Source organism: Micromonospora sp. RV43, from assembly GCF_001029515.1.
GTDB classification, from domain to species: domain Bacteria; phylum Actinomycetota; class Actinomycetes; order Mycobacteriales; family Micromonosporaceae; genus Micromonospora; species Micromonospora aurantiaca.
The window spans coordinates 23,381-46,991 of record NZ_LEKG01000017.1; the positions used below are offsets into that span (position 1 = coordinate 23,381).

Below are 23,611 nucleotides of genomic sequence, written 5' to 3' on the forward strand. Positions count from 1 at the left end.
ACGTTGGTGGCCTCCTCCGCTGCAACGGGGGAGGCCATCGCGCTGCACCCGGTCACGTGGCCGCCCCCAAGGGAGCACCGCGGTCGCGCATGAACGGCACCGGGTCGACGGCGTTGCTGCGATTGGCGTTGTAGGGGCCGGGCGGGACGTTGACGTGCACCTCGAAGTGCAGGTGCGGGCCGGAGCTGCCGCCGCTGTTGCCGACGAACCCGATGACCGTTCCGGCCTTGACCTGCTGACCGATGCTCACCTCGGGCGGCTGGATCATGTGGCAGTAGCGGGTCACGATGTTGCCTGGGTGCCGGATGTCGACATACCAACCGCATCCACGCTGACTGGTGTTCCCGTCCCGGTTGCACGTGGTGTACCAGTCGCACTTGACCTGCTCCACCACGCCGGCCGAGGCCGCGCGGATCGGGTCGCCCCGTACGTCGGCCTTTGACATGTCGACACCGGCGTGGAAGTTGCGCCCACGGGGGCCGAAGCCACTGCCGACGATGGCGCGGATCGGCTGCACCCAACCGCCCGGACCGACAGGCACCGGCCCCAAGTCGTCGACGCCGCACGGGGCGGTTGGTGCGCCGCCGCCGATGTCGTCGATGTTCGGCAGCCCGAGGACCCGCGCGGCGAGCTGCTCGGCGTCGTCCTCCCACTTCTGGTACGCCTCCGGCAGTCCGGAGCGCTGCACCGCCTGCGCCGCGTCGGTCAGCCGCATCCGCTCCCAGCCGTCGACCTTGACCAGCGCCTCGTAGAACTTCCCCGCCGCGTAGGTGGGCGTCATCCGCTCGCGGACGCTGCCCCATCCGGGCCGCTGCTGGAACAGCCCGACAGAGTCGTGGTCGCGGCCCACGCCCTCGTGCGGCAGCCGCAGCGACTCAGGCACCTTGGCGTTGGCCAGGTTGCGCAGTGTGGACTCCTGCATCGCGGTTGCCAGGGCGATGACGTAGCCGCGCGGCGGTACCTTGCGCTGCCGGCCGACGGCGACGATGGTGGCGGCGTTGGTGGTCTCGACGCTGCCCCATGCGCCGTCTCCCGGGACCGGTGAGGATCCCGGCAGGGACGGCACCTCGCACGCCGCCGCTTCCGCATCTGCTTGGCCGAACATCACCAGCGGCAACCCGATCGTGCCGCCGCACACCAGCGCGATGGCTGCCAGCACTGCCGCGGCGAGCGTGGCCGTTTGGCGGTTCATCGGCTCACCGACCGGGTGAAGTCGTTCCCGGTGACCAGCCAGCGGCCATTCACCGCGGCGAGGGTGACGGTCAACGTGCCCGCGTCGGTGGCCACCTCGTACACCGCCGCGCCGTCCTTCGGCGCCTGTTTCGCGACCGGGCTGCCCGTCACCCGCGACGCCGGAACGCGCGACGGGTCGACGGTTCGCAGCGCCTGGGCGAACCCCTCGTCGCAGCGCTCGGCGACCCCCTGCCACCACGCCTGTGGTGACAGGTCCGAGCGCGCCCACGCCGCCGCGAAAGCCGCCGCCACGGGAGCGGCCTGCGCAGGCGGCGGCGGGGCCACTGACGGTGGGTTGTGATCGTGGTCGTCGCGGCCGGGTTGTTCGCCCGCCGGCGACGGCGATCCGTCATCGACGCCGCGTGTCGGGTAGACCGGGCCGTTGCGCTCCTGCGAGGGAGCGCCCGCCTCGCCGGCGGGCGTGCAGCCGGCCAGCAACAGTCCGGCGAGGACAAAGCCGTAGGCGATGCGGACCGACCGATCGAACTGATCGATGCGCGCGGATGATCGTGCTCTGCGTGCCATTCGACGCCTCCCCCGTGGTGCCTTTCGCGTCCTATCGCGGCAGAGCAAACACCATAGATCCATTCGGAAACGCAGTGCTACTGTCGGGTACTCGTCGGTGACCTTGAAACACGGGGGAGGCATCGGATGACGGGAAGTATCTGCGTGCGCTGGCGGAGTCGCCGGTGAAGGCTGTGGCTGTCGGGCCTTCGCGCACACGTCCCGGCCCTGCTCCCGAGATGCCGTTCGCGCTGATTCCGCCGAATCTCGACGCCTGGCCGCCGGTGTGGTGGGTCGGGTGTCACGGCGGCGCGGGGGTGAGCACGCTCGCCCGACTGGTCGGCTTCGGGTTGGACTTCGGCAAGGGCTGGCCGGCGGTCACGCCGGCGATGCCCGTTGCCAACGTGGTCCTGGTGTGCCGGGCATCGGCGTCCGGCACCTGGGCGGCGACCGGCGCGATCGAGCAGTGGCGCCGCCGCTCCGGCATGTCCGGCTTGATGACGGTGCTCGGGGTGGTCGCGGTCGCCGCCTCCCCGCGGCGGCCACCGCGCATCGCCACCGAACGGCTGCATCTGCTGCGCGGGTGGGCGCCGCAGGTGTGGCGCGTCGGCTGGGTCGACGCACTGCTCGCCGCCGACGATCCGCGCGACGTCGGCGCTCCCCCGGACGTCGAGGCGCTGCGCACCGAGATCTGGCAGAAGGTACACACACCCCCGGAGGGGAAACGATGACCCTGATCGACCACCTCGACCACCTCCAGGCCGCGCTCGCCGCCGCACCGGTGCCCGACCCGGGCGGCGGCGAGGCCCCGCCCGGCGTGGGCGACAAGATCCTGACGATCTTGAAGTGGATCGCCTACCTGGCCACCGCCGCCTGCGTCGGCGGGGTGCTGTACACCGCGGCGAAGATGGCCCTGGCGCACCGCCGCGGTGACGACACCAACATCTCCCAGCTCGGCTGGGTGTTCGCCGCTTGCATGCTCATCGGTAGCGCGTCCGCGGTGGTCGGCGCGCTGATCTAGGAGGAACGCCGATGCCGCGCTCGTCTGCCCCCCAGGACTTCGCCGACCGTCCGCCGTGGACGCGGCCCGGCTTCGTCGCCTCCGCGGCGCTGGTGCTGCTCGTCGTCATCGCCGGGGTGCTGATCGCCGTGCTCGCCCCCGGAGGTGACGGCAACGACGTCGGTGGCGGCGGATCGCCAGCGAACCCCGCCCCGGCGGAGAGCGATCCGGAGCAGCCGCTGCCCACCGCCGTGCCGACCACCCCGCCGGCGGGGGTGCGGTGGGAACTGGTCGGTCCGCTCGCCGTTCCGGTCAGCGCCACCGCCGGCCCGAAGCAGGTCACCGAGACCAGCGCATCCGGCTTCGCGCACACCCCGGAGGGCGCCCTGCTCGCCGCAGCGCAGATCAGCATGCGGTCCAGCTACTCGCTGGGTCGGGAGCACTGGGAGCCGACCATCGAGCGTCAGTTCGCGCCCAGCGCTGACCGTGACCGGCTGTTGGCCGAACTGCGCGCCAGCGACGCCAGTCCCGCCGATCCTGGGTCGCAGAGCCAGGTGGCGGGCTTCAGCTACCAGTCCTACACCCCTGACACGGCGGTGATCGGGCTTGTGCTCCGCGCGCCGTCAGCCGGGACCCCGCGCTACCACGTGCTGTCGCTGACCCTGCTGTGGCAGAACGGCGACTGGCGGATGCAGGCGCCCCCGGGTGGTGCCTGGGTTTCCGTCAACCGTGTGACCAGCGACCTCACTGGCGTCGTCGAGTGGGGGGCACGGTAATGCCGGACTGCCCACCGATCGACCTCACCTGCATCCCCGGCCAGATCCTGGAGAACAGCGCCGGCCGGTTCCTCGAGGAACTCGCCGAGCAGGCGTCGCAGGCCGCCGCCGAGATGCTCAAGACGCTGGTCACCGGCTGGCTGTCGATCCCCACCCCGGTGGTGTCGCAGAACTCCGGCGCCGTCAAGCACCTGCAGGCCTACACCGGCTGGGCGGTCGCCGCGATCGCGGTCGGCTCCGTCCTGGTCGCGGCGATCAAGATGGCGCTGGAACGCAACGGCCGGGAAGCCGGTGCCTTCGCCAAGAACCTGGTGGCACTGGTCGTGCTCGCCGGCGCCGGCGTGCCGGCGGTGCAGCTGCTCATCGAGATCGGCGACGCCTACGCCGACTGGATCCTCAGCGCCTCCGCCAACGGCGACCTCGGCAAACGGCTCCTGCTGCTCGCACCCGCCACCGCCACCACTGGAATGCCCGCCATCGTGGTCATCGGCATTTCGATCATGGTGTTCCTGTCCACGATGGTGCAGCTCCTGCTGCTGCTGGCCCGCAACGCCGGTCTGGTGCTGTTGGCCGGGGCGCTGCCGGTTGCCGCCGCAGTGGGCGGCTCCACGCGCAACCGATACCTGACGTGGATGCTCGCTCTAGTGTTCTACAAGCCGGCCGCCGCCACGATCTACGCCGCCGTGTTCTGGTTGGGCCAGGGCCAGACCCTAACTGACGTGCTCACCGGCATGGTGATGTTCTGCATGGCCATCGTGGCGCTACCCGCGCTGATGCGGCTCATCGCTCCGGCGGTGGCGGTGCTGTCCACCGGAGGTGCCAGCGGCGCTGCGGTCGCCGCCACGTCCGCCGCCGGGCAGCTCGCCTCCGGCGCGGTGCGCCTCAGCGGCTCCAGCGGCGGCGGATCCCGGGGCAGCGGAGGCGCGGGGGCCTCCGGCGGTTCGGGCCGCCCGGGTGGCGCGGCACAGTCACCGCCAGCGCCCGCGCCACGCCCGTCCGGCGGCGGCACGGGCGCAGCAGGCACGGCCGGTCCTGGCGGAGCCGGGGCGGCCGGCTCCGGCGGGGCTGCAGCGGCCGGGGCCGGCACAGGGGGAGCCGGAGCTGGGGCCGCTGGCGCCGGGGCCGGAGCTGCGGGGGCAGGGGCCGCCGCAGCTGGGCCGGTCGGTGTCGCCGCCGCCGCGGGCGTCGCGGCGGCGAAGGTCGGCCCGGCGGCCGTGCGCAAGGTCGGCGGGACGGCATCCGGAGCGGTGGACGGTGAGGGCGCATGAGCACCGGAGTGAAGGAACGGGCCAGCGAGCAGCAGCCCACCTATGGCAACTGGCGGCTCGGTCGCGGCGCGGGCCTGTTCGGGCTCGGTCCGGCCGGCACCATTGCCGCGTTCCTGGTCATGGTGATCGCCGCCGCGATGCTGCCGATCTCCACCCTCGCAGCGCTGGCCACCGCCGTCATCGGCGTCCTGGTCCTCGCGCCGCTGGCGATCCGGATCAACGGGCGCAGCGGATTCCAGGTCATCACCGCCCGGGTGGCATGGTGGCTGGCCCGGTCTCGCCGCCACCACGTCTACGTCTCCGGGGTCGCATCTCGGGTGACCGCCGCCCACCAACTGCCCGGCGTGCTGGCCCGCTCCGAGGTGTACGAGGTCGAGACCGGCCGTTCCGGGATGGTGGCCGTGGTGGTGGTGCCGCAGAGCCGGCACTACACCGTCACCCTGCGCTGCGCCCCGGAGGGGATGGACCTGGTCGACCAGGCGGTCATCGACGGCCGCGTGAGCCACCTGGCGTCCTGGCTGGCGGCGCTGTCCCGCGAGCCGCACCTCGTGCAGGCCCAGGTCACCGTCGAAACGACACCGGATCCCGGCACCCGGCTGGCCGCCGAGGTGGCCGCCACGTCCCGCCCCGACGCGCCGTCGCTGGCGCTGCAGGTCCTCGACGACGTCGTCCAGTCGTACCCGGCCGGATCCGCGACCGTGGACACCCGCGTGTCGCTGACCTACACCGCCCCACCCGGGCGGTCGATGTCGCACGAGGACGTCTGCCGGGAGGTTGCCGCCCGCCTGCCGCACCTGCACGCCGGGCTGACCGGCGCCACCGGCGACGGCATCAGGCCGATGTCCGCCCGCGGCCTGGCCGGTGTGGTGCGCGCCGCGTACGACCCGACCGCCGCCCTGGACCTGGCCCGGGACCCCGGGCTCACCCCGGACTGGACGCAGGCCGGCCCGGTGGCCACCCGGGAGAGCTGGGACTCCTACCGGCACGACTCCGGGATCTCGCGCACCTGGTGCATGGTCGAAGCCCCGCGCGGGGTGGTGTACTCGCGGCTGTTCGCCCGGCTGACCGACCCGGACCCGCAGTTGCTGCGCAAGCGGGTCACCATGGTCTACCGGCCGTACTCGCCGGGCGAGGCGGCCCGGCTGGTCGAGGCCGACAAGCGCGACGCCCGGTTCCTGGCCAGCAAGAAGCACCGGCCCAGCGCCCGAGACCTGACCGACCTAGCCGCCGCCGAGCAGGCCGCCCAGGAGGAAGCCGCAGGCGCCGGGGTCACCCGGTTCACCGTGCTGGTCACCGCGACCGTCGCCGACGAGAAGCAGCTCGACGAGGCCAGCGGCATCATCCGGGCCCGCGCCGGAGAGGCCCGCCTGGTGCTGCGGCCGATGTACGGCTGCCAGGCCGCCGGGTTCGCTGCCGGCCTGCCCGCCGGCGTGGTCCTGCCCACCCACGCCACGATCCCCTTCTAGGACACCGGCATGACGATCAGCACCCGCGAGGACACCTCACCCCCGCCGCGTCGACCAACCGGCCGCCGGCCCGGACGCCTCGGCTACGCCGCACCCGGCGGCGGCCGATGGTCGTACATCGAGCCGCCGACGGAGTACCGGGGCACCACCGTGCAGGTGTGCGGGCTGTTTCCCTTCGGCACCGGCGCGTCGACGCCGATGATCGGCGTGCCGGTCGGCCGGCACCTCTACACCGGCTCGGCGGTGTGCTTCGACCCGATCTCCTGGTACACCCGCGCCCGGCTGATCAACAACCCGTCGGTATGGATCGAGGGTGAGCCCGGCATGGGCAAGTCCACCGCCGTGCGGCGGATGGTCCTCGGCCTGACCGCTCAGGGCGTGACCCCGCTGATCCTCGGTGACCTCAAACCCGACTATGCCGAGCTGGTCCGCGCCCTGGGCGGGCAGGTGCTGCGGGTTGGGCCCGGCCTGGACCGGATCAACCCCCTGGACGCTGGTCCGTGGCGGCAGGTCCTGGACCGCGTCGACGAGCGCACCGGCGCCGTGGTGCGGGCTGCGGTCACCGACCGGCGGCTGAACATGCTGGTCGCCCTGGCCACCCTCATCCGGCGCGGGCCCGTCAGCTCGGATGAGACCACCGTGCTGTCCGCCGCGCTGCGCTACCTCGCCGAACGGGAAACCGACACCCCGCCGGTGCTCTCCGACGTCCTGCGGGTCATCCGCGACGCCCCACCGGAGGTCCGTGCGGTCACCCTCTGGCAGGAGGAGCAGGACCTGCCCCGCTATCGGGAAGAAACCAACGGGCTGCGCCGCACCCTGCTGGCGCTGCTGCACGGTCCGCTCGGTGACACCTTCGAGGGGCAGACCACGACCGCGATCCGGCTCGACACCCCGGCCGTGTGCGTGGACATCTCCAGCATCGACGACACCGACGAGCTGCGCACCGCCGCGACCCTGCTGTCGACCTGGTCCTACGGCTTCGCGCAGGTGGAGGCCGCGCACCTGATGGCTGACCTCAACCTGGCCCCGGCCCGGACCTTTTTCACCGTGCTGGACGAGCTGTGGCGGGCGCTGCGCGTCGGGCACGGCCTGGTCGACCGCGCCGACGGGCTGACCCGGTTGAACAGGCAGAAGGGCACCGGCACCGCGTTCATCACCCACTCCCTGGCCGACCTGGAGGCGCTGCCCACCGCCCACGACCGGGCCAAGGCCCGCGGTTTCGCTGAGCGGTCTGCGGTGCTGATGATCGGCCCCTGCTCGGAGCAGGAGCTGGACTCCGTCTCCCGAGTACGGCCGCTGTCGCGGGCCGAACGGCGGGAGGTGCTGTCCTGGTCGGCACCCCCGTCCTGGACGGCCGCTGAGGGCAGCGAGACCGTCGGGCGCGGCAACTTCCTGATCAAGGTTGGGTCTCGGCCGGGCATCCCGGTGCACCTGGAACCCACGGAGGTGGAGAAGCAGCTCGGCAACACCGACTTCCGCTGGACGATGACGTGAGCCGCCCCGCCGGCCCGCGCGGCGGCCACGACGACGCCGGCCTCATCGTCGGCGGCATCGCCGCCGTGGTCCTGGTCGTCGCCAGCGCGGCGTGGCTGCCGGTCGTGCTCACCCGCCCACCCGGCTACACCGGCGGCGGCCCCATCCGGGTTGCCACCGCCGTGCTTCGGGGCGACATCACCTGGACCACCGCGTGCACCGTCGTCGCCGTCATCGAGGTCGCCGTCCTGGTGCTGCTGGCCACGGCGGCGGTGGCGGCCTGGCGGTGGAGCCGCCGGCGGCGCACCCGGGTCGACTCCGCCGCTCGGCGGATGGCCAGCCGCAAGGACCTGGCCCACCTCGGCCCGAAGGGTGTCGCGGACAGTGGCCGGCGGCTGCGGCCCAGCCTCGCCGACGTCAACCGGCCCGATCCCGATCAGCTCGGCGTGCTGATCGCCTACACCGTCGCCGGCGGGATGCCGCTGCGCCAGTCGTGGGAGGACATGGCCGTCGACATCTGGGGCCCGCGCACCGGCAAGACCACCAGCCGCGCGATCCCGGCCGTCGTCGCGGCACCTGGGCCCACCCTCGTAACCAGCGTCAAGGGCGACATCGTCGACGCCACCCGCGAGGTTCGCGCCGCCCGTGGTCAGGTGTGGGCGTTCGACCCGCAGCACATCCTCGGCGCCGGGCAGGGCATGTGGTGGAACCCGCTGCGCGCGGTGGCCACCATCACTGACGCCCGCCGCCTCGGCGAGCACTTCGCCGCCGCCGAGCGCGAGCCCGGCGTCAGCCGCGACGCCTTCTTCGACCCCAGCTCCGAGGAACTGGTGGCGAACCTGCTACTCGCCGCCGCGGTGTCGGGCCGGGACATCCTCGCCGCGTACCGCTGGTCGGTCAGCCCCCGCGACGACGAACCGGCGATGCTGCTGCGCGAGCACGGCTTCCCGCTGCCCGCCGACGCGGTCTCCGGGGTGGTCAACATGCCCGACAAGACCCGCGGCGGCATCTACGCCGGCGCGCAGAAGATGCTCATGTGCCTCACCGAGCCCGCCGTCACCGCCTGGGTCACCCCACCCACGCGCGGCGGTGTCCTCGAGTTCGACCCGGCCGCGTTCGTCGCAAGCACCGACGTGCTGTACCTGCTCTCCCAGGGCGGCCCCGGCTCCCCCGCCCCGCTGGTCGCAGCCCTCACCGACGCGGTGCTGCGCGCCGGCGAGCTGCGCGCCCGGGCCTCGGCCGGCCGCCGGCTGGATCCGCCGCTGCTGAGCATCCTCGACGAGGCCGCCAACATCTGCCGGCTGCGGCAGCTCCCCAGCCTCTACTCCTACTACGGCTCGCACGGCCTGCCGATCATCACGATCCTGCAGTCCTACCCCCAGGGCGTCGACGTGTGGGGCCGCGAAGGCATGCGCAAACTGTGGTCCGCGGCGAACGTCCGCACCTACGGCGGCGGCGTCGCCGACCCCGACTGGCTGGAAGAGCTGTCGAAGCTGATCGGCGAGCACGACGTCGTCACCCGGTCGACCAGCAGCAGCGGGTCCGGGTGGGGCCAGCGGTCGGTCTCCCACGCCACCCGCCGCCAGCGCATCCTCGACGTGTCCGACCTGCACGCCCTGCCCCGCGGCCGGATGGTCGTCTACGCCTCCGGCGCCCCGCCCGCGCTCGCCCGCACCGCCCCCTGGCAGGACGGCCCATACGCGGAGGCGATCCGCGCGTCGATCGCCCGCTGGGACCCCCACGGCCGCACCGACTGGACCCTCACCCCCGACGCCCCGCCGGAGCCGACCCCATGACCACACCTGCCGTCGGCCCGGCCGCCGATGCCGTCGCCGACCTCAGCGCCCTACTCGGGCAGCTCGCCGGCGACCCGGACGCGACCCCACCGACCGCCGCGCCCCCGTCCGCCGACCCGGCCGGCGCGGAGCCGGTCTACCGCAACGTCGAGGCGTTCGTCGCTGACTACCTCGCCCACGTCGTCGAGCGCCGTCTCGCCTCCGGCCCGGACTCCGGGCTGAACTGGTGCCCCCGCTGGTGGGCCCACCCCGAAGCGATCTCCCGCCTCTACGCGCTGTGGCGGGCCTGGGAAACCCTGCGGGTCAGCGACCCCCAAACCGGCATGAGCATCTGGTGGCGCGACCACCTCGACCCGCACCTCAACGCCCTGACCGCCGAGTACGGGCCGTTCAACCGGTGCAACCCGAACAAACACACCGAGCCCCGGCCACTGCCGGTCGAGCCGGCACCACCGGACGTTCTCGCTCAGCTTCCGGACGCTGACGGCTGATTCCGCAGCATCATCACGTCGGTCCCGCCGCCGCGAGAGGCGGCCAGTGGGTGGGGACCTGGCAGGTGAAGCAGACCCAGGTGTGGTGGCCGCGATGCGTGGTGGGCGGCGGGCACGGGCAGGGCGTCCAAAACACCTGGAACTGGCCAGCCGCCCACGGGTGCCGATCAGGCCCGGAGCAGCAGGCCGGGCTCGGGGCCACAAACTGTCGCTGCCCGGACCGGCTCACCTGCACCTTGTGCGCCAGCGCGTCACAGTGCGGGCAGACGGGCACCGGTCCGGCGGTGCGGGGACGGATCCGCCCGTGGATGGCACAGGTCCAGTCCCCTGCGCGCAGCGTCGGGGTCACCCGACCCCAGTCCACGGCCATGTCCGCACGCTACCCCGCCCTGGCGCCGCCACCGGATGGCGAGCGATCCACAGCGAAGCCGACGTCGTGTTTCGCTCCTGCCTTAAAAGGGTCACCCCATCGCGCTGCTGTTGCCTAGATGTGACGCCGCCGAGCGTCGGTTCGGCAGGGCCGGACGTGGTGATGCCCCGACCCGGAGCTGAGGGGTCGGGGCATCATGGTTCGCCAGCTTAGGCGGCCCTGCTCGCCTGGGTAACGTGGGCGATCGCGCGGCGCAGCGCGGACAGCGACACCGGCCGGTCGTTCTCCAGCTCGGTCAGCCCCAGCTCGATCCACTCCCGGATCAGGGTGGAGGGCTTCACGCCGGCGGCGTCCGCGGCGGAGCGCACCCGCTGGTCCAGGTCGACGGGCAGGCGCACCCCGCGCATCACCATCGGCTCCGTCTCCGCCGCCGGCGGCAGCTCCACCTGAGCGGTCTCGTCGTACTCGACCTCACCGCGGGCGAACGCCTCGGCCGCCCGTACCACGTCCTCGCTCATGCGTTCATCTCCCATGCCTCGAACCGCTTCAGCTCCGCCGGGGTCATCTCCCGCGCCCCGATGATCTGCTGGTCGAACTCACTCACCTTGCGCACCGCCACCACCAGCGGGCGGCCGGCCTGGGTACGTCCCATCACCGCGATGAACCGCACGCCGCCGCTGGTGGCCGCCAGCGGCAGCCGCCGCCGCGCGGCGAGCACCTGCGCGACCTCGTACGGCTCGACGCCGAGCAGCGCGGCCAGGGCCTCGGGAAGCCAGTCGTAACCCACCCTGCGAGTGTAAAACGTTCGTTTGACAGCCGCACCCCTCCTCCCGCCTCTTTCTTTCGGCGTCGAGCTCGCACGGCGAGCGCGCAGGCTGTGGACCATCGCCCAGGCGAAGGTGTGGGTCTGCGTGGCCGCCCCCGGCGATCACCGCGGTTCGGCGGCCGGTTCGACGGGGGCCGGACGCTGGGTGAGGAGTTGGTCGTGCGCCGCGGTCGACGGCACCGGCCGGTCGTCTGCGGGCAGGGCGGCGATCTGGGCGCCGAGGCGCTGCTGAGCGAGCGGACGCGGCAGCAGCTCGGGCAGCACCTTGTACAGGGTGCTGCGCGAGACTCCGAGCAGCTTGGCGATCGATGACAGCGACCGGTCCGGCTCGGCGAGCAACTGCATCGCGTATGCGACCTTCTCCGGCGTCATCACCGGCGGCCGGCCGAGGCGTTGGCCGCGAGCACGGGCGGCGGCCAGGCCCTCGTTGGTATTGGCCACGATGATCGTGCGAATGAACTCGGCCAGGGCGGCGAAGACGTGGAAGACGAACATGCCACCCGGCGTGGTGGTGTCCAGCTTCTCGTGCAGCGACAGGAACCCCACCCCCTGGCGCTTGAGCTGACCCACGATGCCGATCAGGTCCTCCAGGGATCGGCCGAGCCGATCCAGGGACACGACGGTGAGGGCGTCCCCGGGGCGGATGTAGTCGAACATGCGGGTCAGCTCGGGCCGGTCGGCGTTCTTGCCGGAGGCCTTGTCGAAGAAGCAGCGCGCACAGCCGGCCGCGGTCAGCGCCGCCTGCTGGCGGGCGAGGTTCTGCTCGCGGGTCGACACCCGGCCGTAGCCGACGAGCACCCCGGCGAGCGGAGCGGGCGCGAGAAGGTCAGGCAGAGCGGGGGTGGGGTCGGTCATGCCGTCCAGGATGCCCAACAAACCCGACGCACGATTCTTGGACACGCCGACTTTTTGGACAGGTTTGTTGGACAGGCCCGACCGGCCGATGCGACGCCTTTTGATCTTGTCCGGAAAACGATCGATTGTTGGACAACCTTGCGGCGGGCCGTCGCGCTCACGAAACCGCCGCGAGCCCGTCACCGTCGGCAGCGCCCAATCGATGTTCAGGACGAAGGGGTCGCGCTGTCGAGGGCCACGTGCCATCTCTGCCGCACCGCACCGTCGACGAAGCGCAGCACGGCCGGCACCCGGGGGGTGGGTGCCGGCCATTCGCTGCATCACCCCTGAAGGCGGGGTCGGATCACCGCCATCTATCCCTACACTGTGCGGTCATGAGATTGCGGAAGGTGGCCGCCTGTGGGGTGGCCGTCGCGGCGTTGGCCGTCAGCGGGTGCACGGTGGCGTCGTACGAAGAGCGGATGAAGTACCTGGACGAGGTCGCCCAGAAGGGCATCGACTACCGAGCCAAGCTGTACGAGCAGAAGACCGAGCCGTCTACCGAGGCGTGCAAGATCGGCTTTGACCTGCTCAAGGTGAGCCCGCCCCAGGACCAGGACGGCGGGGGCACCAGCAAGAAGTGGGAGGGCCAGGTCGAAGAGGCGTACATCAAGAGCTGCGTGACCGGCGAGTTGAAGCCCAAGCCCGATGTGGAGGGCGTCGACGCGGTCACGCCGGTCCCGGTGACTGCACCGCCGCGACCTTCCGGGTCGCCGTCTGCGTCCGCTTCGCCGGCCCCCTGAGCTGGCATGTCGAGGGAGGTCAGGCCCGACCTGACCTCCCCCGTGAAGCTCCGGCCCGGTAGCAGCTAGCCGGACAGGACGGTCACCGGGTCAACCTCCGATCTCGTTGTTCGGCGCGCAGGCACGCCGGGTGCCAGCGCGCGTAGCGGACACCGCCGTCGTCGTCGACGGTCGGCACCGGCAGGGCGTCGTCGAGTGGCACGTACTGGCCACAGCCGGCCCGGCCGCACCGGTTGGCCGGATCGGCCCGGTCCAGGGCGTCCAGGTCGACCGGCGGCAGTTCGACGTCCAGGTACACGGTGATGCCGTCACCGGAGCGGCGCGGCCGGGGCGGGCTTTCCCGGGTGACGGTGAGAACGCGGCCGATGGCCAGCGCCGCGGCGTCGGCCTGGTCGACGTCGCCGGCGACGATGCGAACCTCGATCGTCACCGCCGGGCCACCTTGGGGGTACGCAAGGGCGCGGTCATGGCGCACAGCAGCTCGTAGGCGGTCTGGCAGTCGCCCAGCGCACGGTGGCCACCGCCCAGGGGTAGCCAGCGACGCACGAGTTCCCAGTCGGAGCGGCGGCCCATCAGACACGACCAGGTGCCGAGATCGCCGAGGTGCGCGGCGTTCAGGCCGTCGCGGCCGGCGTGCCGGGCGATGGTGCTGTGGTCGAACTCGGCGTTGTAGGCCAGCACCGTCTTGCCGCCGGTGACCTCCAGCAGCCGGGGCAGCACCTCGGCCAAGGGCGGGGCGTCGGCCAGCGCGGCGTCGGTGATGCCGTGCACCCACCGGGCCTCCGGCTCCACCTCGCAGCCCGGGGCGACCAGGGTGTCCAGCAGCGTCTCACCGGTGCAGGCGTCGACGACGGCGACTTCCACGAGGTAGCCGGCCAGGCCGGTGGTCTCGGTGTCCAGGATGACCGCGGCCCCAGGCTCGCGCATGGCGCGGGCCCAGCGGATCGCCGCGCCGGCCTCGGTGGCCACCGCGATCTCGTGCCGGTGCTCCTTGAGGTAGGGGTGGTTGGTGATCGCCTGGCGGACCTGCTTCTCGGTGGGTGCACCGTCGACGCGTTCCCAGTCGACCTCCCAGCGGCCGGCGCCGGGGTGGAACCACGCCCAGACCTCGATGCCGTGCCGGTCGCCCAGCTCGGCCACCCACCGGCGGACCACGGCGGCCCGGTCGACCGGGCGGCGGGCCAGTTCCCGCAGCGGGGACGGCTCTCCCGCCTTGACGGCGTGCACGGCTTCCCAGTCGATGCCTGGGTGCTCGCGCAGCGCCTCAAGGTCACCGACCCGGTACAAGGGCACGCTGACGTCGCGGTAGCGGGTGATCTCCACGGACGTGTGGCGGCGCGGGGCGATCAAGTCGGCGGCGAGCAGGTACTTGAAGTCGGTCGGGCGGATCTCCAGGTGCTGCGCGGCCTGGTGGCTCATCAGCAGCCGGTCGACGCGCACCTGTTCGATGAGGTCGTCATCGCCGGCGAGCGCGTCCAGGTCCGCCTTGGCGTACCGCTCCTGACGGCCCGGGGACAGCCCGCGTTCCTTGGCGACCCGCTCGAACTCGTCGCGCCGCCAGCCGAGGTAGGCGGGCGCGTCCCATTTGCTGACGCTGGCGGCGAGCCACGCTTGCCGTTCGGCCACCACCGCGCCGAGCTGGTCGACGTCGACGGCGTCCAGGGCCCGGCAGTCCCACAGCGGCCATTCCTTGTACCAGCCCACCACTGCCAGCGCCCCTGCGTCGGCCAGAGCCTCCACGTCCGACTTGTCGACGGGCAGGCCGGTGCGTTCGGCCAGCCGGGCGGCGGCCCGGCGCCCGCCGATCGGGGCCTCGGTGCCCACGGCGGCCACGATCTCGTCGCGCCGCGCGGCGACCTGGTCGGCCACCACGATCGACCACCGGCCGCCGCAGTCAGCCGGCGGGATCAGCCCAGCCGTGGTGCCGGCGTCCCACTGCCACTCCGCCAGGCCGGTGTGCCGCAGCACCTGGATCGGACCCAGATCGGTCGGCGGCGGCTTGGGCTTCGGCTCCTTGCGGGCGCGGGTCTTCGGCACGGCGGCGGGCTCGGCCGCCACGTCGTTCTCGCTCACCAGCTCGTGTCCTTCCGCAGGCGGGGGCAGGGTGTGGGGCGGCGCATGGTGTGACCGGACGGGTCGTCGAGCACGGGCACGAACCCGGCCCGGCTCAGCGCCCGGACCAACAGGCGCCTGTCGGCGCCATACGAGTGGGTCGGGGTGCACACCACGTCCAGGCCGCGGGCGTCGGCGGCGGCCAGGATGGCCAGCAGCATCCGCGGCCCGTGCCAGCCGCCCCGGGCGTCGAACGGCACCCGCAGGATCCCGATCGCCAGCGCCCCGTCGTCGGTGACGTCCAGGGCGAGCAGCACCATCCCGGGCACCGAGCCCTTCAGCTCCCGCTCCAGGCGAGCGATCCAGTTGTCGGTGTCGACGGTGCTCACGCCGGCGCGCCGATCGCCTCGGCGAAGGCGGCGACCCGTGCGTACTTCGCCGCGGTGCTGTGCCCGTCCCAGCCGGTCAGGTGGGCGGGCAGGTGCCAGGACACCTGGCCGGTGGGCAGCTCCAGGTAGACCACGACGGGGCGCGGGTCGGTCGAGTCGTGGCCGACGCCGGCCGGGATGCCGGCCTCGTGGGCCAGGGCCAGCGCCGTCCAGATCAGGGCGTTGCGCTCGGCGTAGGCGGCGGTGATCTCCAGGGTGTCCGGACCGGTGTGCCCGCGGCGGGACGGATCCAGAGCGGCGATCTCGGTCAAGACGCCGGCGAGGCGGGCCCGCGCCGGCGTCACCGTGTTCAGGGCGGCGGTGTCAGTCATGTGCTGCGGCCTCCTGTGTGGTCGGAGATGATCGACGGGCGCGGGCCGGGGCCAGTTCGGATGGTCCCGACCCGCGCCCCTGGACGATCGCGGGACGGGTTCGCTTCAGATGCCGAGCCGGTCGTAGATCCGCACCGCCATGAGCCGGGCGAGCCGGCCCCACGGGTCGCGGGTGATGCCGTCGGGGTTGGTCAGCGCGTTCAGCCGGTCGAGCAGCTCGGCAACGACAAGCAGCTCCTCCTCACCGAGCACCGGCACGCCGTCGACGTCGCGGTGCTTGTGGAACTGCTCCTCCAGGTGGGCGATGCGCTGCTCCGGGGTGTCGAACGGGCCGACCTCGAAGGGGTTGGTGCTGACGCCGTTGGCCATGAGCTCTTCCTTCTCCTGGGTGGGTTCTTGCGGGTGGTGCAACCCGGGCGACGCTACGGTCCGGGTCCGATACTTCACGCCTCGATAAGATCACTTATGGAGGCATCACCAGCCGGTCATGAACCGGGTAGCGATTCCGGGGAATCGGCGGGGTCAGAATGGCGGGTGGTCGTCCGCCTCGACGGCCGGCGGCGGGGCCAGTCGCAGCAGAGCCTCGCCGAGGGTGTCGCCGACGCCGACCGCGACGACCGTGTCGCGGTTGTCGTAGGCGTTGGCGGCGTAGAACCAGTCCTCCGGCTCCTCGACGACATGGCCGTCGTGGCCGACGCGGCCGGGCCGGCCGGGCTCGAAGACCAACTCGATGCGGTGACCGTCTCGCAGCAACGCCTCGGCCGGCAGCCGGTCGGCCGGCTCAGGCCGGTCAAGCAGGGTGCCGGCGTCGACCAGCGCGGCCACGGGCCGGCCGCGGCGGGTGAGCACCTGCACCCGGACATCGAGGCTGTGAATCTCGCCGACCAGGCGGCCGAGCTTGCCCCGGGCGTCGGACACCGGCCAGCTCGGCACATCGGGCGAGATCTCGGCGACCTCGCTCATCGGCACCAGGGCGGCCCACTGGTACCGGTCGCGGGTGACAAGCGTGACGGCCCCCGCCTCGGCCGCGGTGACCAGCTCGGACCAACGACGCCGCGCTTCCTCGACCTCGACCGGAGGGCCATGACGCTCGACGAGCGGACGTAGCCCGAAGGGGACACTCGCAATCTCCATCCACGGAGCGTAAGCCGCCTTACATAAACTTTGCAAGGTTGCTTACGATCCGGCGGGGTGGCGCGACCGTCATCCGACGGCCCTGGGTGTCGGGGTCACCGGGAACGCGCCCGGTCCGGGGCCCGGCCGGTTTGTTCAGGCGAGCAGGGCGTCGCGGGCGGCGAGCATCTCGTGCAGCTTCGCCGTGGGGGTGATCTCGTAGTGCTCGGCGTAGCCGGTGGCGATCGCGATGGCCTCGATGACGCGGCGGGCGTACGCGTGCCCGCCGACGCTGGCGTTGTCGCGGAGGTCGACCGGCTCGCCGGTGGCCAGGCTGACCGCGAGGGCGATCAGCCGCTGGTCGCCGCTGGCGAGCCGGTCCGCCGCCGGGCTGTCGGGCAGGGTCTTCCAGTCGCGGACGAACGCCGCGGTGGTGCGCAGGCCGTCGGGGCCGTCAACGTCGTCGACGTCGAGCAGCTCGCCGAAGCGCGCCCGGTGCGGCAGCGAGGTGAAGGTGATCAGGTGCACGGCCGCGCTGATGTTGTTGCGGTCGGTGCAGGTGGCGCCGGCGACCAGCAGCTCGGTGAGCTGGTCCGGGGTGTAGGCGGTGGGGGACGTGGCCACGTGGGCCTCCTTCGGTGCTCGGGTCAGATGAAGAAGCCGTACTTGATCAGGTCGATGGAGCTGCCGGACCACACCGTGTTGGCGGCCACGGCGATCCGCCGGTACGCCTCGTACTCGGCGCTGGTGAGGGTCACGTCCGCGCGGGGGTCGGCGCGGAGGCGGCCGATCAGCAGCACCGCGTCGGCTTCGACGGCCGGGTCGGTGTGCGGGTCGGTGGCGGCGGTGAGCAGCCCGTGCACCCGGGCCAGCGCGCCGGCGACGTACCGCTCGTGCTCGTCGCGCTTGCTGCCCGACAGATGCCGGGCATCCGGGGCGTGCTCGTGCACGACGTCGACGACCAGATCGTCGCCACGGTCGTAGAGCTGCCGGAGTAGGGCGCCGCCGGCGGCGAGCACGGCCAGGTCCTCGGCGGGCAGGTCGACCACCCTCAGTGGGCAGCAGCTCCAGCCGGCCGTCTGGGGCCAGCAGCCGGCCGCAGCCGGCCTCGATCGCGTTCTCTCCCTGTCCAGGGTGCACGAGCTCCCAGATCCGCAGCAGCGCCTGCAGTGCCTGATCGCCAGCGAGGGGCGCGGGCAGCGCATCGGGCTCGCCCGGCTGGCCCGGGTCGATGGCGGTCAGGATCTCCTCCAGTTGCCGGATCACGGCTAGGAGTTCGTCGTCGAGGTCCGGCACGACGCAGCGCACCCGGAGCTCGGCGGCGGCCTGCATGCCGGTCACGACGCCTCGCCGGCGGCGGCCTGGTGGACGCGCTCGCCGTAGGTGCGGCGCGCGGGTGGGGTGAGTACCGTGATCGCCTCAGCGATCGTCGGGTCGAGCGTCGTGGTCATCCGGGCCCCTTCGAAGGTGAGCTTCCGGGTCGGACAGTACGCATCGGTATGACGTTTTCGTGCCGCTATGAAGATCGACTCTGAAGGCATGAGCGGTCGATCTTGGGCGGGGGCGGATTCCGTGGAATCCGCCCCCGGTCGGTCAGCTCTCGTACCAGCGGGTCACCGGGAAGGCACCCGGGGCGTCGGCCTGGGCCGGCTCCAGGCACCACTCCTGCTCGGGGCCAGCGACGGTGTCACCGGTGTTGACGACCCACTCGTGACGGATCTGCGCGTGCGGGTCGGCGGGGTCGGCCGGGGCCAGGGCCTCGCCCCACATCTCGTTGGCGTAGCGGCGCAGCGCGGTCAGCAGCCGGGCCGGGTCGTGGTGACCCAGCGCGACGATGTCGCCGTCCTCGCCGATGTCGCTCAGCGCGATGCCGTCGATCTCGGCCATCATGGTCACCGTCGGCCAGGCCGGTGCGCCGAGCAGGTCGCCGAGCATCGGCTGGTGTGCGGAGAACACGATCCCGCCGTGCTCGGTGGCCAGGTGCCGGGCGAGGTCGGCGTAGCCAGTGGCGCGGATCCAGGCCGCGCGGGCGGCGTCGTCGCCGGCGGCGAGCAGGGGCAGGCTGTCGGGCTCGTAGACGCCGAGGCTGACAGTGGTGAGGGTGGTGACCATCCACGCCTCGTCCGAGCAGCGGGGGTCCGGCACGTAGCGGGCCGGCAGGGTGCGGACCCACGGGTCGGTGAGGGTGACGATCAGGCCGGTTTCCTCGGTCAGTTCCCGGGCCGCCGCGTCGGCCGGAGTTTCGCCCGGCTCGATGTGGCCACCGGGCAGGGCCCACCCGCCGCCGTCGCGGCGCTCGATCATGACGATCCACCGGCCGCCGGTGGTGTCGGTGGCGGTCACCGCGGCGTCGGCGCACTGCGCCTCGCCCCAGTGCCCGAGGCGGTTGCGGCCGTAGCGGATGTGGGTGCGCTCGCCCGGGTTGACCGGCCGGCCGTTGACGACCCGGAACGGGATGGCGGCGGCGGCCTGCCGGGCGGGCCAATCGATGCGGGTCGGGTCGGTCTGCGGGTCGGCCCAGCCCTCGGCGGTGCCGCGCAGGTACACGTCGGGGTGGGTGTAGGTACGGAGGTCGGTCATGATGGGTCTGCCTTTCGGGTGTCTCGGGGTTGCTGGTCAGCGGTTTCGGGTTCCGGAGGTAGTGGTCGGGGTCGTGTTCGAGCACGACCCCGACCGCGTGAACAGTGGGACGGGGGCGGGGGTTCCGTCGAGTACGGCCGCCAGGGCGGTGCGGGGCGTGGCGCCGGCGGCGACGCGCCGCAGCACCTCGCCGTGGCAGAGGAGCACGTTCTCGCGGCACCAGCACGCGACGTCGACGTCGGCGAGGTCCCGTCGCGCGGCGGCCACGAGGTCTGGTTGCCGGTCGAGGTCGGCGGCGTACGAGGCGATCGCGTCGGCCTGGTCGTGCTCCCGCTTGCAGCGGCGACAGGTGCCGACGCGGTGCGGGTTGGCGTACCGGCTGGCCGGTAGGCCGGGCGCAGCGCGGCCGACGTAGACCGCGCCGGCCGGGATTCGCCCGTGGTACAGGTCGCCGAGCACTCGGACCCGCCGCGGGGAGGTCACTGCGGGCCCTCGCCGGCGAGTTCGGTGGCGAGCCGGTCCCGCCATGCCTGCAACTGCTTCAGGGTCAGGGTGAGGCTCACCGTGCGGGTGCCGTCGCCGGCTTGCAGGCTGAAGCCGCGCTCGTACTCGAAGTCCGACCAGTCGATGTACCGCGCGTCGTTCTCCTTGGGCCAGTAGGCGCCGGGCGCGTCGGCGAAGTCGTCGGCGGTGATGGTGGCGGTCAGCGCGTCGTGCAGCTCCCGCATCTGGGTGGGGTTGAGGTCGAAGTTCACCGCGTCGGCACCGGCGCCGATCTCCAGGTTCCGGCCGCCGTCGGAGGTCCGCACCGACCAGTCCAGGTAGCCAGCCTCGTCGCCGTCACCGAGGTACAGCGCCCCACGGGCAGCCTCCCGGGCGCCGGCGGCGAAGGTCCGCAGCTTGGTGGCCAGTTCCCGGGCCTGCTCCGGGGTGTGCTGGGCGGTGTAGGGCTGCCAGTAGTCGCTGGCCGGGTCTTCCTCACCTTCGACGCCGCTGACGGCGACCCGGGTCGCGCCGTCGTGGTCGACCAGGTCCATCCACAGCACGCCGGTGTCGCCACCGGCCTCGCGCATCGCTGTGGTGGGCACGTGCCGGCGGGTCGACGGGCCGGCGGCGGGTGCCTTGTCGCGCAGCAGGGCCAGGAGGTCCCGCACGGTGACCGGCAGCTCGTCGTCGACGATCGTCACCTTCTCCCGCGCGAGGTCGGCGTCGCCGGCGAGCAGGTGCTCCAGGCGCTGCGCCGCCCGGCCCCACTTGGTGGGCTTCGGCGGCCGGTGCCCGGCCTCGGCGAGGTCGGCCAGCTCGTCGAGGTGCGCGGCGGCGGCCTCTGCCTCGGCCGAGTCCAGGTGCGGCGCGACGTAGGCCATCGGCTGCTGGCGTTCCTCGCCGACGGGCTGCTCCGCGCCGGTGACCGGGTTCCACTGGCCGGGCGAGGTGCCGACGGCGACGTACCGGCCACCGCTCCAGCGGTCGTTGCCGTCGCCGTAGTCCATCAACGCCAGGGAGGTGGCCGGGCCAGCCGCACTGGCCACCTGGTCGGTCCCGTGGCAGGTGTCGCCGTCGGCGTAGCCGAGCAGGTCGGCGACACCGGGCGACGGCGGTTCCGGGCTGCCGCCAGCAGGCGGGTGGGTAGGGGTCATGGTGTCCTCTCGGGGTTCGGGGGCGCGGTGCCGGCCGGCCGCGTCGTCGCTCATCCAGTTCTTGTCGCCGGCGTCCGGCGCGGCGGCGTATGCCTCGGCGACGGCCGTGTGCTTCGTGAGGACCTCGTGGGCGCTGGCGAGCGCGCCCGCCATCACCGCGGCCTGGTCCCGGGCCGCACTCAGGTGCCCGATCGCGTCTTCGCCGACCTGGCGGCGGCCCATCGTGGCGATGGTGCGCCGCAGGCTGGCGGCGGTGTCCGCGGCGGCTGCGCTCATCGCCGCGGTGTAGGCCAGGGCGGCGGCATGCGACCCCACCTCCCCGGCAGGCGCCAGCGCCGCCCTCTCGGTGCCGGCTGGGGGCGTGGTGTTGTCGTCGCTCCGGGCGGTCCAGCCGCACCGGTCGGGCCGGTCGACGAGCAGCACGTGGGCGTCGCGGTCACGCGGGATCGTGACGGTCTTCTCCTCGCCTTCGTGGCTGCGGATGGTGATGGCGTCGCCGTCGCGGCTGAGCACCGTCAACGCCCTGCCTCGTGGCGGTCGGGTGTGCCAGCCGTGGTCCCAGCCCGCGAGGCGGCCGTCCGGTCCGGCCGACCACGTCGACCCGATCGCCGGTTGAACCCACGTGTCGCCGGGCGCGAGGTCGAGCATGGGTATCTCGCGCAGCTGTTCCCAGCCGATGCCGTGGTCGCTCATGTCAGCACTCGCCGGTCAGGTCGGCCACGTACTCGAGCGTCGCGTTGCCGCCGGCGCGGGCGGTCCAGCCGTGGCACACCACGTCGGCGTCGGCCATCACTCCGGTGGCCCATTGGCACGCCTGGTCGACGTCGGCGGCGGCCAGGCCGTCGTGGTCGGCGTGGGGCTTGTCGTCGGCCAGCAGCAGCCAGGCGTCGTCGACCGGGTCGTGCAGCAGCCGCCACTCCCCCACTGGCCCGGCCGTCGCGGTGGAGGTGTCAGTGGCGCGAACGGCGATGCGGGCCGGCTGGCCGGGTACGAACTGCCCGTCGGTCCAGCCGGTGACCTTGATGCCGTGGCGGTCGGTGAGCAGCTCGGCCGCCCACGCCTGGGCGGCGTCGACGTTGCCCGCTTCCTTGAGGTGCTGGGCGTACGCGGCCGGTTTCTGGACCTGCGAGTCGTAGAACAGCAGCCAACAGCAGGCGCCCCCGTCGTCGAAGACCAACGACACCCGCTGCGGGCCATTAGCCTGCTCGCCCGGCTCGGGCTGGCCGGCGGCGGGCTCAGACTCCGGCGCTTCGATGGCGTCGAGGCGGGCCTGCTCCCATTCGCTGGGGGTGTAGCCGGCGTCCTTGACCAGGCGGGCGAGCCAGGTCGCGTCGTTCTGGTTCCAGGTGCGGTAGGTGGTGCGGGTCTGGACCTCGCGTCGGGCGATGCCGAGGGCGTGCGCGGCGTGCACTCGGGTGTTCCAGTCGGCTCGGCGGATCTGCTCCCACCACTGGTAGTTCGGCAGGTTCGGGTCGGGGCCGACGCCGGCGGCGCGCAGCCACTTCTGGGCGAGCTGGGCGCATTCGTTGCCCGGTGCCCACAGCCAGGCGTCGATGATGTCCTCGGCCGCCTTCGGCAGTTTCGGTGCCTGGGCGGCCAGCACCGCGGCGGCCTCGAACCGGGCGGTCATCGCCTTGCGGCGTTCCCGCTCGTCGGTGATTCGCTGCTGCTCGGCGGGCGTGCGGTTGTCCGCGGCCTTCGGCTTGCCGGCGGTCGAGTAGTAGCTGACCTGTCCGTAAGTGTTGACCTCGGCGACCAGGGCGCCGTCCTTGCGGGCCTTGGCGACGGCTTTGGCCCCGTCCAGCCGACGTTGCGCGTAGCGGTCGCCGAACTGCTGGTACGCGCTGTCGATGACTGGCACGCCCTCGGCGGCGAGCTTCTTCTTCGCCGCGTCGCGGGTTTCCTGCCGCTCCCGATCGCTGCGGACCTGGTTGACCAGTTGCGCGGGGGTCCAGTGGTGTCGCCGATCGTCGCGCATCCGGTAGGCGGCCAGCATCAGCTCCTGGTCGCTGCCAGCGGCGTCGACGAAGGCCAGGGCGTCCTTGATCTGCAAGGTCGGCTTCTTCTTGCCGTCCGGCTGCTCCTGGTCGTCGTCGGCGCTCTGCCCGGTCTCCAGCTCGGCCAGCAACACCTCGGGCAGCTTGAGCAGCTTCAACCGCTTGGACACGTGCGACTGCGAGCAGCCGACCTTCTGCGCGATGTCGCGCTGGGTGCGCCCGGCGGCCTCCTGCTCGGCGAACGCGCGGGCCTCCTCCACAGGGCTCAGCGGTGCCCGGGCCACGTTCTCGGCGGTCATCACGTCCAGTTGCGCCAACGGGTCGTCGGCGATCGCGTCTTCGCGTACCAGCACGTTCAGGGTGGCGTCCGGGTCGTCGCCGTAGACGCGCCCGGCGGCCGTGCGGCGGCGAGCGCCGACCAGCACCACCCACTGTGCGCCGGCGAGCTTGTCGGCGTGGGCCGGCCAAGCGGCGGCGACCCGGGCGGCGGGCAGCACCACCGGCGGTTGGATTACGCCAACCTCACGGATCGAAGCCTCCAGCTCGGACAGGTCGCCAAGGTTCTTGCGCGGGTTCGCAGGGTGGGTCACGACGTCGGCGACGGGTGCAGAAACGGGCCGCATCGGCGC

General features: G+C 72.8%; 26 protein-coding genes and 1 pseudogene. 10 read left to right on the plus strand and 17 right to left on the minus strand.

Annotated elements, in window-relative coordinates:
* Positions 1-52: 52 nt before the first annotated feature.
* Positions 53-1,192: a M23 family metallopeptidase gene (locus tag ABD52_RS06625; RefSeq protein WP_200905170.1), complete on the minus strand. Its 1,140-nt coding sequence runs from the start codon at positions 1,190-1,192 to the stop codon at positions 53-55.
* Complete coding sequence (locus ABD52_RS06630) at positions 1,189-1,758, minus strand: hypothetical protein (RefSeq protein WP_235437378.1); 570 nt, start codon at positions 1,756-1,758, stop codon at positions 1,189-1,191. Before ABD52_RS06630 ends, ABD52_RS06625 begins: the two co-directional genes overlap by 4 nt.
* A 218-nt stretch (positions 1,759-1,976) precedes the next feature.
* On the opposite strand from ABD52_RS06630, the gene ABD52_RS06635 reads away from it, so the two are divergent.
* Genes ABD52_RS06635 through ABD52_RS06670 form a run of 8 tightly spaced genes read left to right on the plus strand, consistent with a single transcriptional unit; the run spans position 1,977 to position 10,007 of the window.
* Positions 1,977-2,468 (plus strand): hypothetical protein, encoded by a 492-nt coding sequence (locus ABD52_RS06635; RefSeq protein ID WP_235437379.1) that lies wholly within the window; start codon positions 1,977-1,979, stop codon positions 2,466-2,468.
* Entirely contained in the window at positions 2,465-2,758 is a 294-nt protein-coding gene (locus ABD52_RS06640; protein ID WP_047891169.1) for a hypothetical protein, read from the plus strand. The genes ABD52_RS06635 and ABD52_RS06640 overlap by 4 nt, the downstream gene beginning before the upstream one ends.
* 11 nt (positions 2,759-2,769) lie before the next feature.
* On the plus strand, positions 2,770-3,513 hold the full coding sequence (locus ABD52_RS06645) for a hypothetical protein (RefSeq protein ID WP_047891170.1): 744 nt from the start codon (positions 2,770-2,772) through the stop codon (positions 3,511-3,513).
* A complete protein-coding gene (locus ABD52_RS39720) occupies positions 3,498-4,781 on the plus strand; it encodes a hypothetical protein (protein WP_161801608.1) in 1,284 nt (427 codons plus the stop codon). Before ABD52_RS06645 ends, ABD52_RS39720 begins: the two co-directional genes overlap by 16 nt.
* Positions 4,778-6,247 (plus strand): SCO6880 family protein, encoded by a 1,470-nt coding sequence (locus ABD52_RS06655; protein ID WP_047891172.1) that lies wholly within the window; start codon positions 4,778-4,780, stop codon positions 6,245-6,247. The genes ABD52_RS39720 and ABD52_RS06655 overlap by 4 nt, the downstream gene beginning before the upstream one ends.
* Before the next feature lie 9 nt (positions 6,248-6,256).
* Positions 6,257-7,741, plus strand: coding sequence for an ATP/GTP-binding protein (locus ABD52_RS06660; protein ID WP_047891173.1), 1,485 nt, complete (start codon positions 6,257-6,259; stop codon positions 7,739-7,741).
* Positions 7,738-9,516, plus strand: a complete 1,779-nt coding sequence (locus ABD52_RS06665; RefSeq protein ID WP_053065306.1) for a type IV secretory system conjugative DNA transfer family protein — start codon at positions 7,738-7,740, stop codon at positions 9,514-9,516. Before ABD52_RS06660 ends, ABD52_RS06665 begins: the two co-directional genes overlap by 4 nt.
* Entirely contained in the window at positions 9,513-10,007 is a 495-nt protein-coding gene (locus tag ABD52_RS06670) for a DUF4913 domain-containing protein (RefSeq protein WP_047891174.1), read from the plus strand. Before ABD52_RS06665 ends, ABD52_RS06670 begins: the two co-directional genes overlap by 4 nt.
* Positions 10,008-10,586: 579 nt before the next feature.
* On the opposite strand, the gene ABD52_RS40105 is transcribed toward ABD52_RS06670, so the two are convergent.
* From ABD52_RS40105 to ABD52_RS06685, 3 genes are all read right to left on the minus strand, one after another.
* The gene (locus ABD52_RS40105) at positions 10,587-10,895 is read right to left on the minus strand and encodes a hypothetical protein (RefSeq protein WP_047891175.1); all 309 of its coding nucleotides are present in this window, start codon (positions 10,893-10,895) and stop codon (positions 10,587-10,589) included.
* The gene (locus ABD52_RS06680; protein ID WP_047891176.1) at positions 10,892-11,164 is read right to left on the minus strand and encodes a hypothetical protein; all 273 of its coding nucleotides are present in this window, start codon (positions 11,162-11,164) and stop codon (positions 10,892-10,894) included. The genes ABD52_RS40105 and ABD52_RS06680 overlap by 4 nt, the downstream gene beginning before the upstream one ends.
* Before the next feature lie 141 nt (positions 11,165-11,305).
* On the minus strand, positions 11,306-12,304 hold the full coding sequence (locus ABD52_RS06685; RefSeq protein WP_235437380.1) for a recombinase family protein: 999 nt from the start codon (positions 12,302-12,304) through the stop codon (positions 11,306-11,308).
* A gap of 128 nt (positions 12,305-12,432) precedes the next feature.
* Between ABD52_RS06685 and ABD52_RS06690 the strand changes: the two genes are divergently transcribed.
* On the plus strand, positions 12,433-12,840 hold the full coding sequence (locus tag ABD52_RS06690; RefSeq protein ID WP_152748199.1) for a hypothetical protein: 408 nt from the start codon (positions 12,433-12,435) through the stop codon (positions 12,838-12,840).
* An 82-nt stretch (positions 12,841-12,922) separates the two neighbouring features.
* On the opposite strand, the gene ABD52_RS06695 is transcribed toward ABD52_RS06690, so the two are convergent.
* The 8 genes from ABD52_RS06695 to ABD52_RS06735 form a co-directional block, all read right to left on the minus strand.
* Positions 12,923-13,270, minus strand: a complete 348-nt coding sequence (locus tag ABD52_RS06695) for a hypothetical protein (RefSeq protein WP_047891178.1) — start codon at positions 13,268-13,270, stop codon at positions 12,923-12,925.
* The gene (locus ABD52_RS38110) at positions 13,267-14,913 is read right to left on the minus strand and encodes a 3'-5' exonuclease (RefSeq protein WP_053065307.1); all 1,647 of its coding nucleotides are present in this window, start codon (positions 14,911-14,913) and stop codon (positions 13,267-13,269) included. Before ABD52_RS38110 ends, ABD52_RS06695 begins: the two co-directional genes overlap by 4 nt.
* Complete coding sequence (locus ABD52_RS06710) at positions 14,910-15,281, minus strand: hypothetical protein (protein WP_047891179.1); 372 nt, start codon at positions 15,279-15,281, stop codon at positions 14,910-14,912. Before ABD52_RS06710 ends, ABD52_RS38110 begins: the two co-directional genes overlap by 4 nt.
* A complete protein-coding gene (locus ABD52_RS06715) occupies positions 15,278-15,652 on the minus strand; it encodes a hypothetical protein (protein WP_053065308.1) in 375 nt (124 codons plus the stop codon). Before ABD52_RS06715 ends, ABD52_RS06710 begins: the two co-directional genes overlap by 4 nt.
* A gap of 105 nt (positions 15,653-15,757) precedes the next feature.
* Positions 15,758-16,021 carry a hypothetical protein gene (locus ABD52_RS06720; RefSeq protein WP_047891180.1) on the minus strand — a complete coding sequence of 88 codons (264 nt, stop codon included), beginning with the start codon at positions 16,019-16,021 and terminating at the stop codon, positions 15,758-15,760.
* A 153-nt stretch (positions 16,022-16,174) separates the two neighbouring features.
* Positions 16,175-16,786 (minus strand): type II toxin-antitoxin system Phd/YefM family antitoxin, encoded by a 612-nt coding sequence (locus ABD52_RS06725; RefSeq protein WP_053065309.1) that lies wholly within the window; start codon positions 16,784-16,786, stop codon positions 16,175-16,177.
* A gap of 135 nt (positions 16,787-16,921) precedes the next feature.
* Positions 16,922-17,389, minus strand: a complete 468-nt coding sequence (locus tag ABD52_RS06730; RefSeq protein WP_047891181.1) for a hypothetical protein — start codon at positions 17,387-17,389, stop codon at positions 16,922-16,924.
* Between the two features lie 23 nt (positions 17,390-17,412).
* Entirely contained in the window at positions 17,413-17,814 is a 402-nt protein-coding gene (locus ABD52_RS06735) for a hypothetical protein (RefSeq protein WP_047891182.1), read from the minus strand.
* Positions 17,815-17,899: 85 nt separating this feature from the next.
* Here ABD52_RS06735 and ABD52_RS39725 point away from each other — a divergent pair, with 85 nt between their 5' ends.
* On the plus strand, positions 17,900-18,037 hold the full coding sequence (locus ABD52_RS39725) for a hypothetical protein (RefSeq protein WP_161801609.1): 138 nt from the start codon (positions 17,900-17,902) through the stop codon (positions 18,035-18,037).
* A gap of 645 nt (positions 18,038-18,682) precedes the next feature.
* Here the strand turns inward: ABD52_RS39725 and ABD52_RS06740 are convergent.
* The 4 genes and pseudogenes from ABD52_RS06740 to ABD52_RS06755 all read right to left on the minus strand — a co-directional run.
* Positions 18,683-19,345 (minus strand): annotated as a pseudogene (locus ABD52_RS06740) (NUDIX domain-containing protein); the annotation flags it as partial.
* Positions 19,346-19,381: 36 nt separating this feature from the next.
* Positions 19,382-19,828: a DUF4326 domain-containing protein gene (locus tag ABD52_RS06745; protein ID WP_053065310.1), complete on the minus strand. Its 447-nt coding sequence runs from the start codon at positions 19,826-19,828 to the stop codon at positions 19,382-19,384.
* Positions 19,825-21,678 (minus strand): hypothetical protein, encoded by a 1,854-nt coding sequence (locus ABD52_RS06750; protein ID WP_047891183.1) that lies wholly within the window; start codon positions 21,676-21,678, stop codon positions 19,825-19,827. Before ABD52_RS06750 ends, ABD52_RS06745 begins: the two co-directional genes overlap by 4 nt.
* A gap of 1 nt (position 21,679) precedes the next feature.
* The gene (locus ABD52_RS06755; protein ID WP_082171229.1) at positions 21,680-23,605 is read right to left on the minus strand and encodes a ParB/RepB/Spo0J family partition protein; all 1,926 of its coding nucleotides are present in this window, start codon (positions 23,603-23,605) and stop codon (positions 21,680-21,682) included.
* Positions 23,606-23,611: the final 6 nt, after the last annotated feature.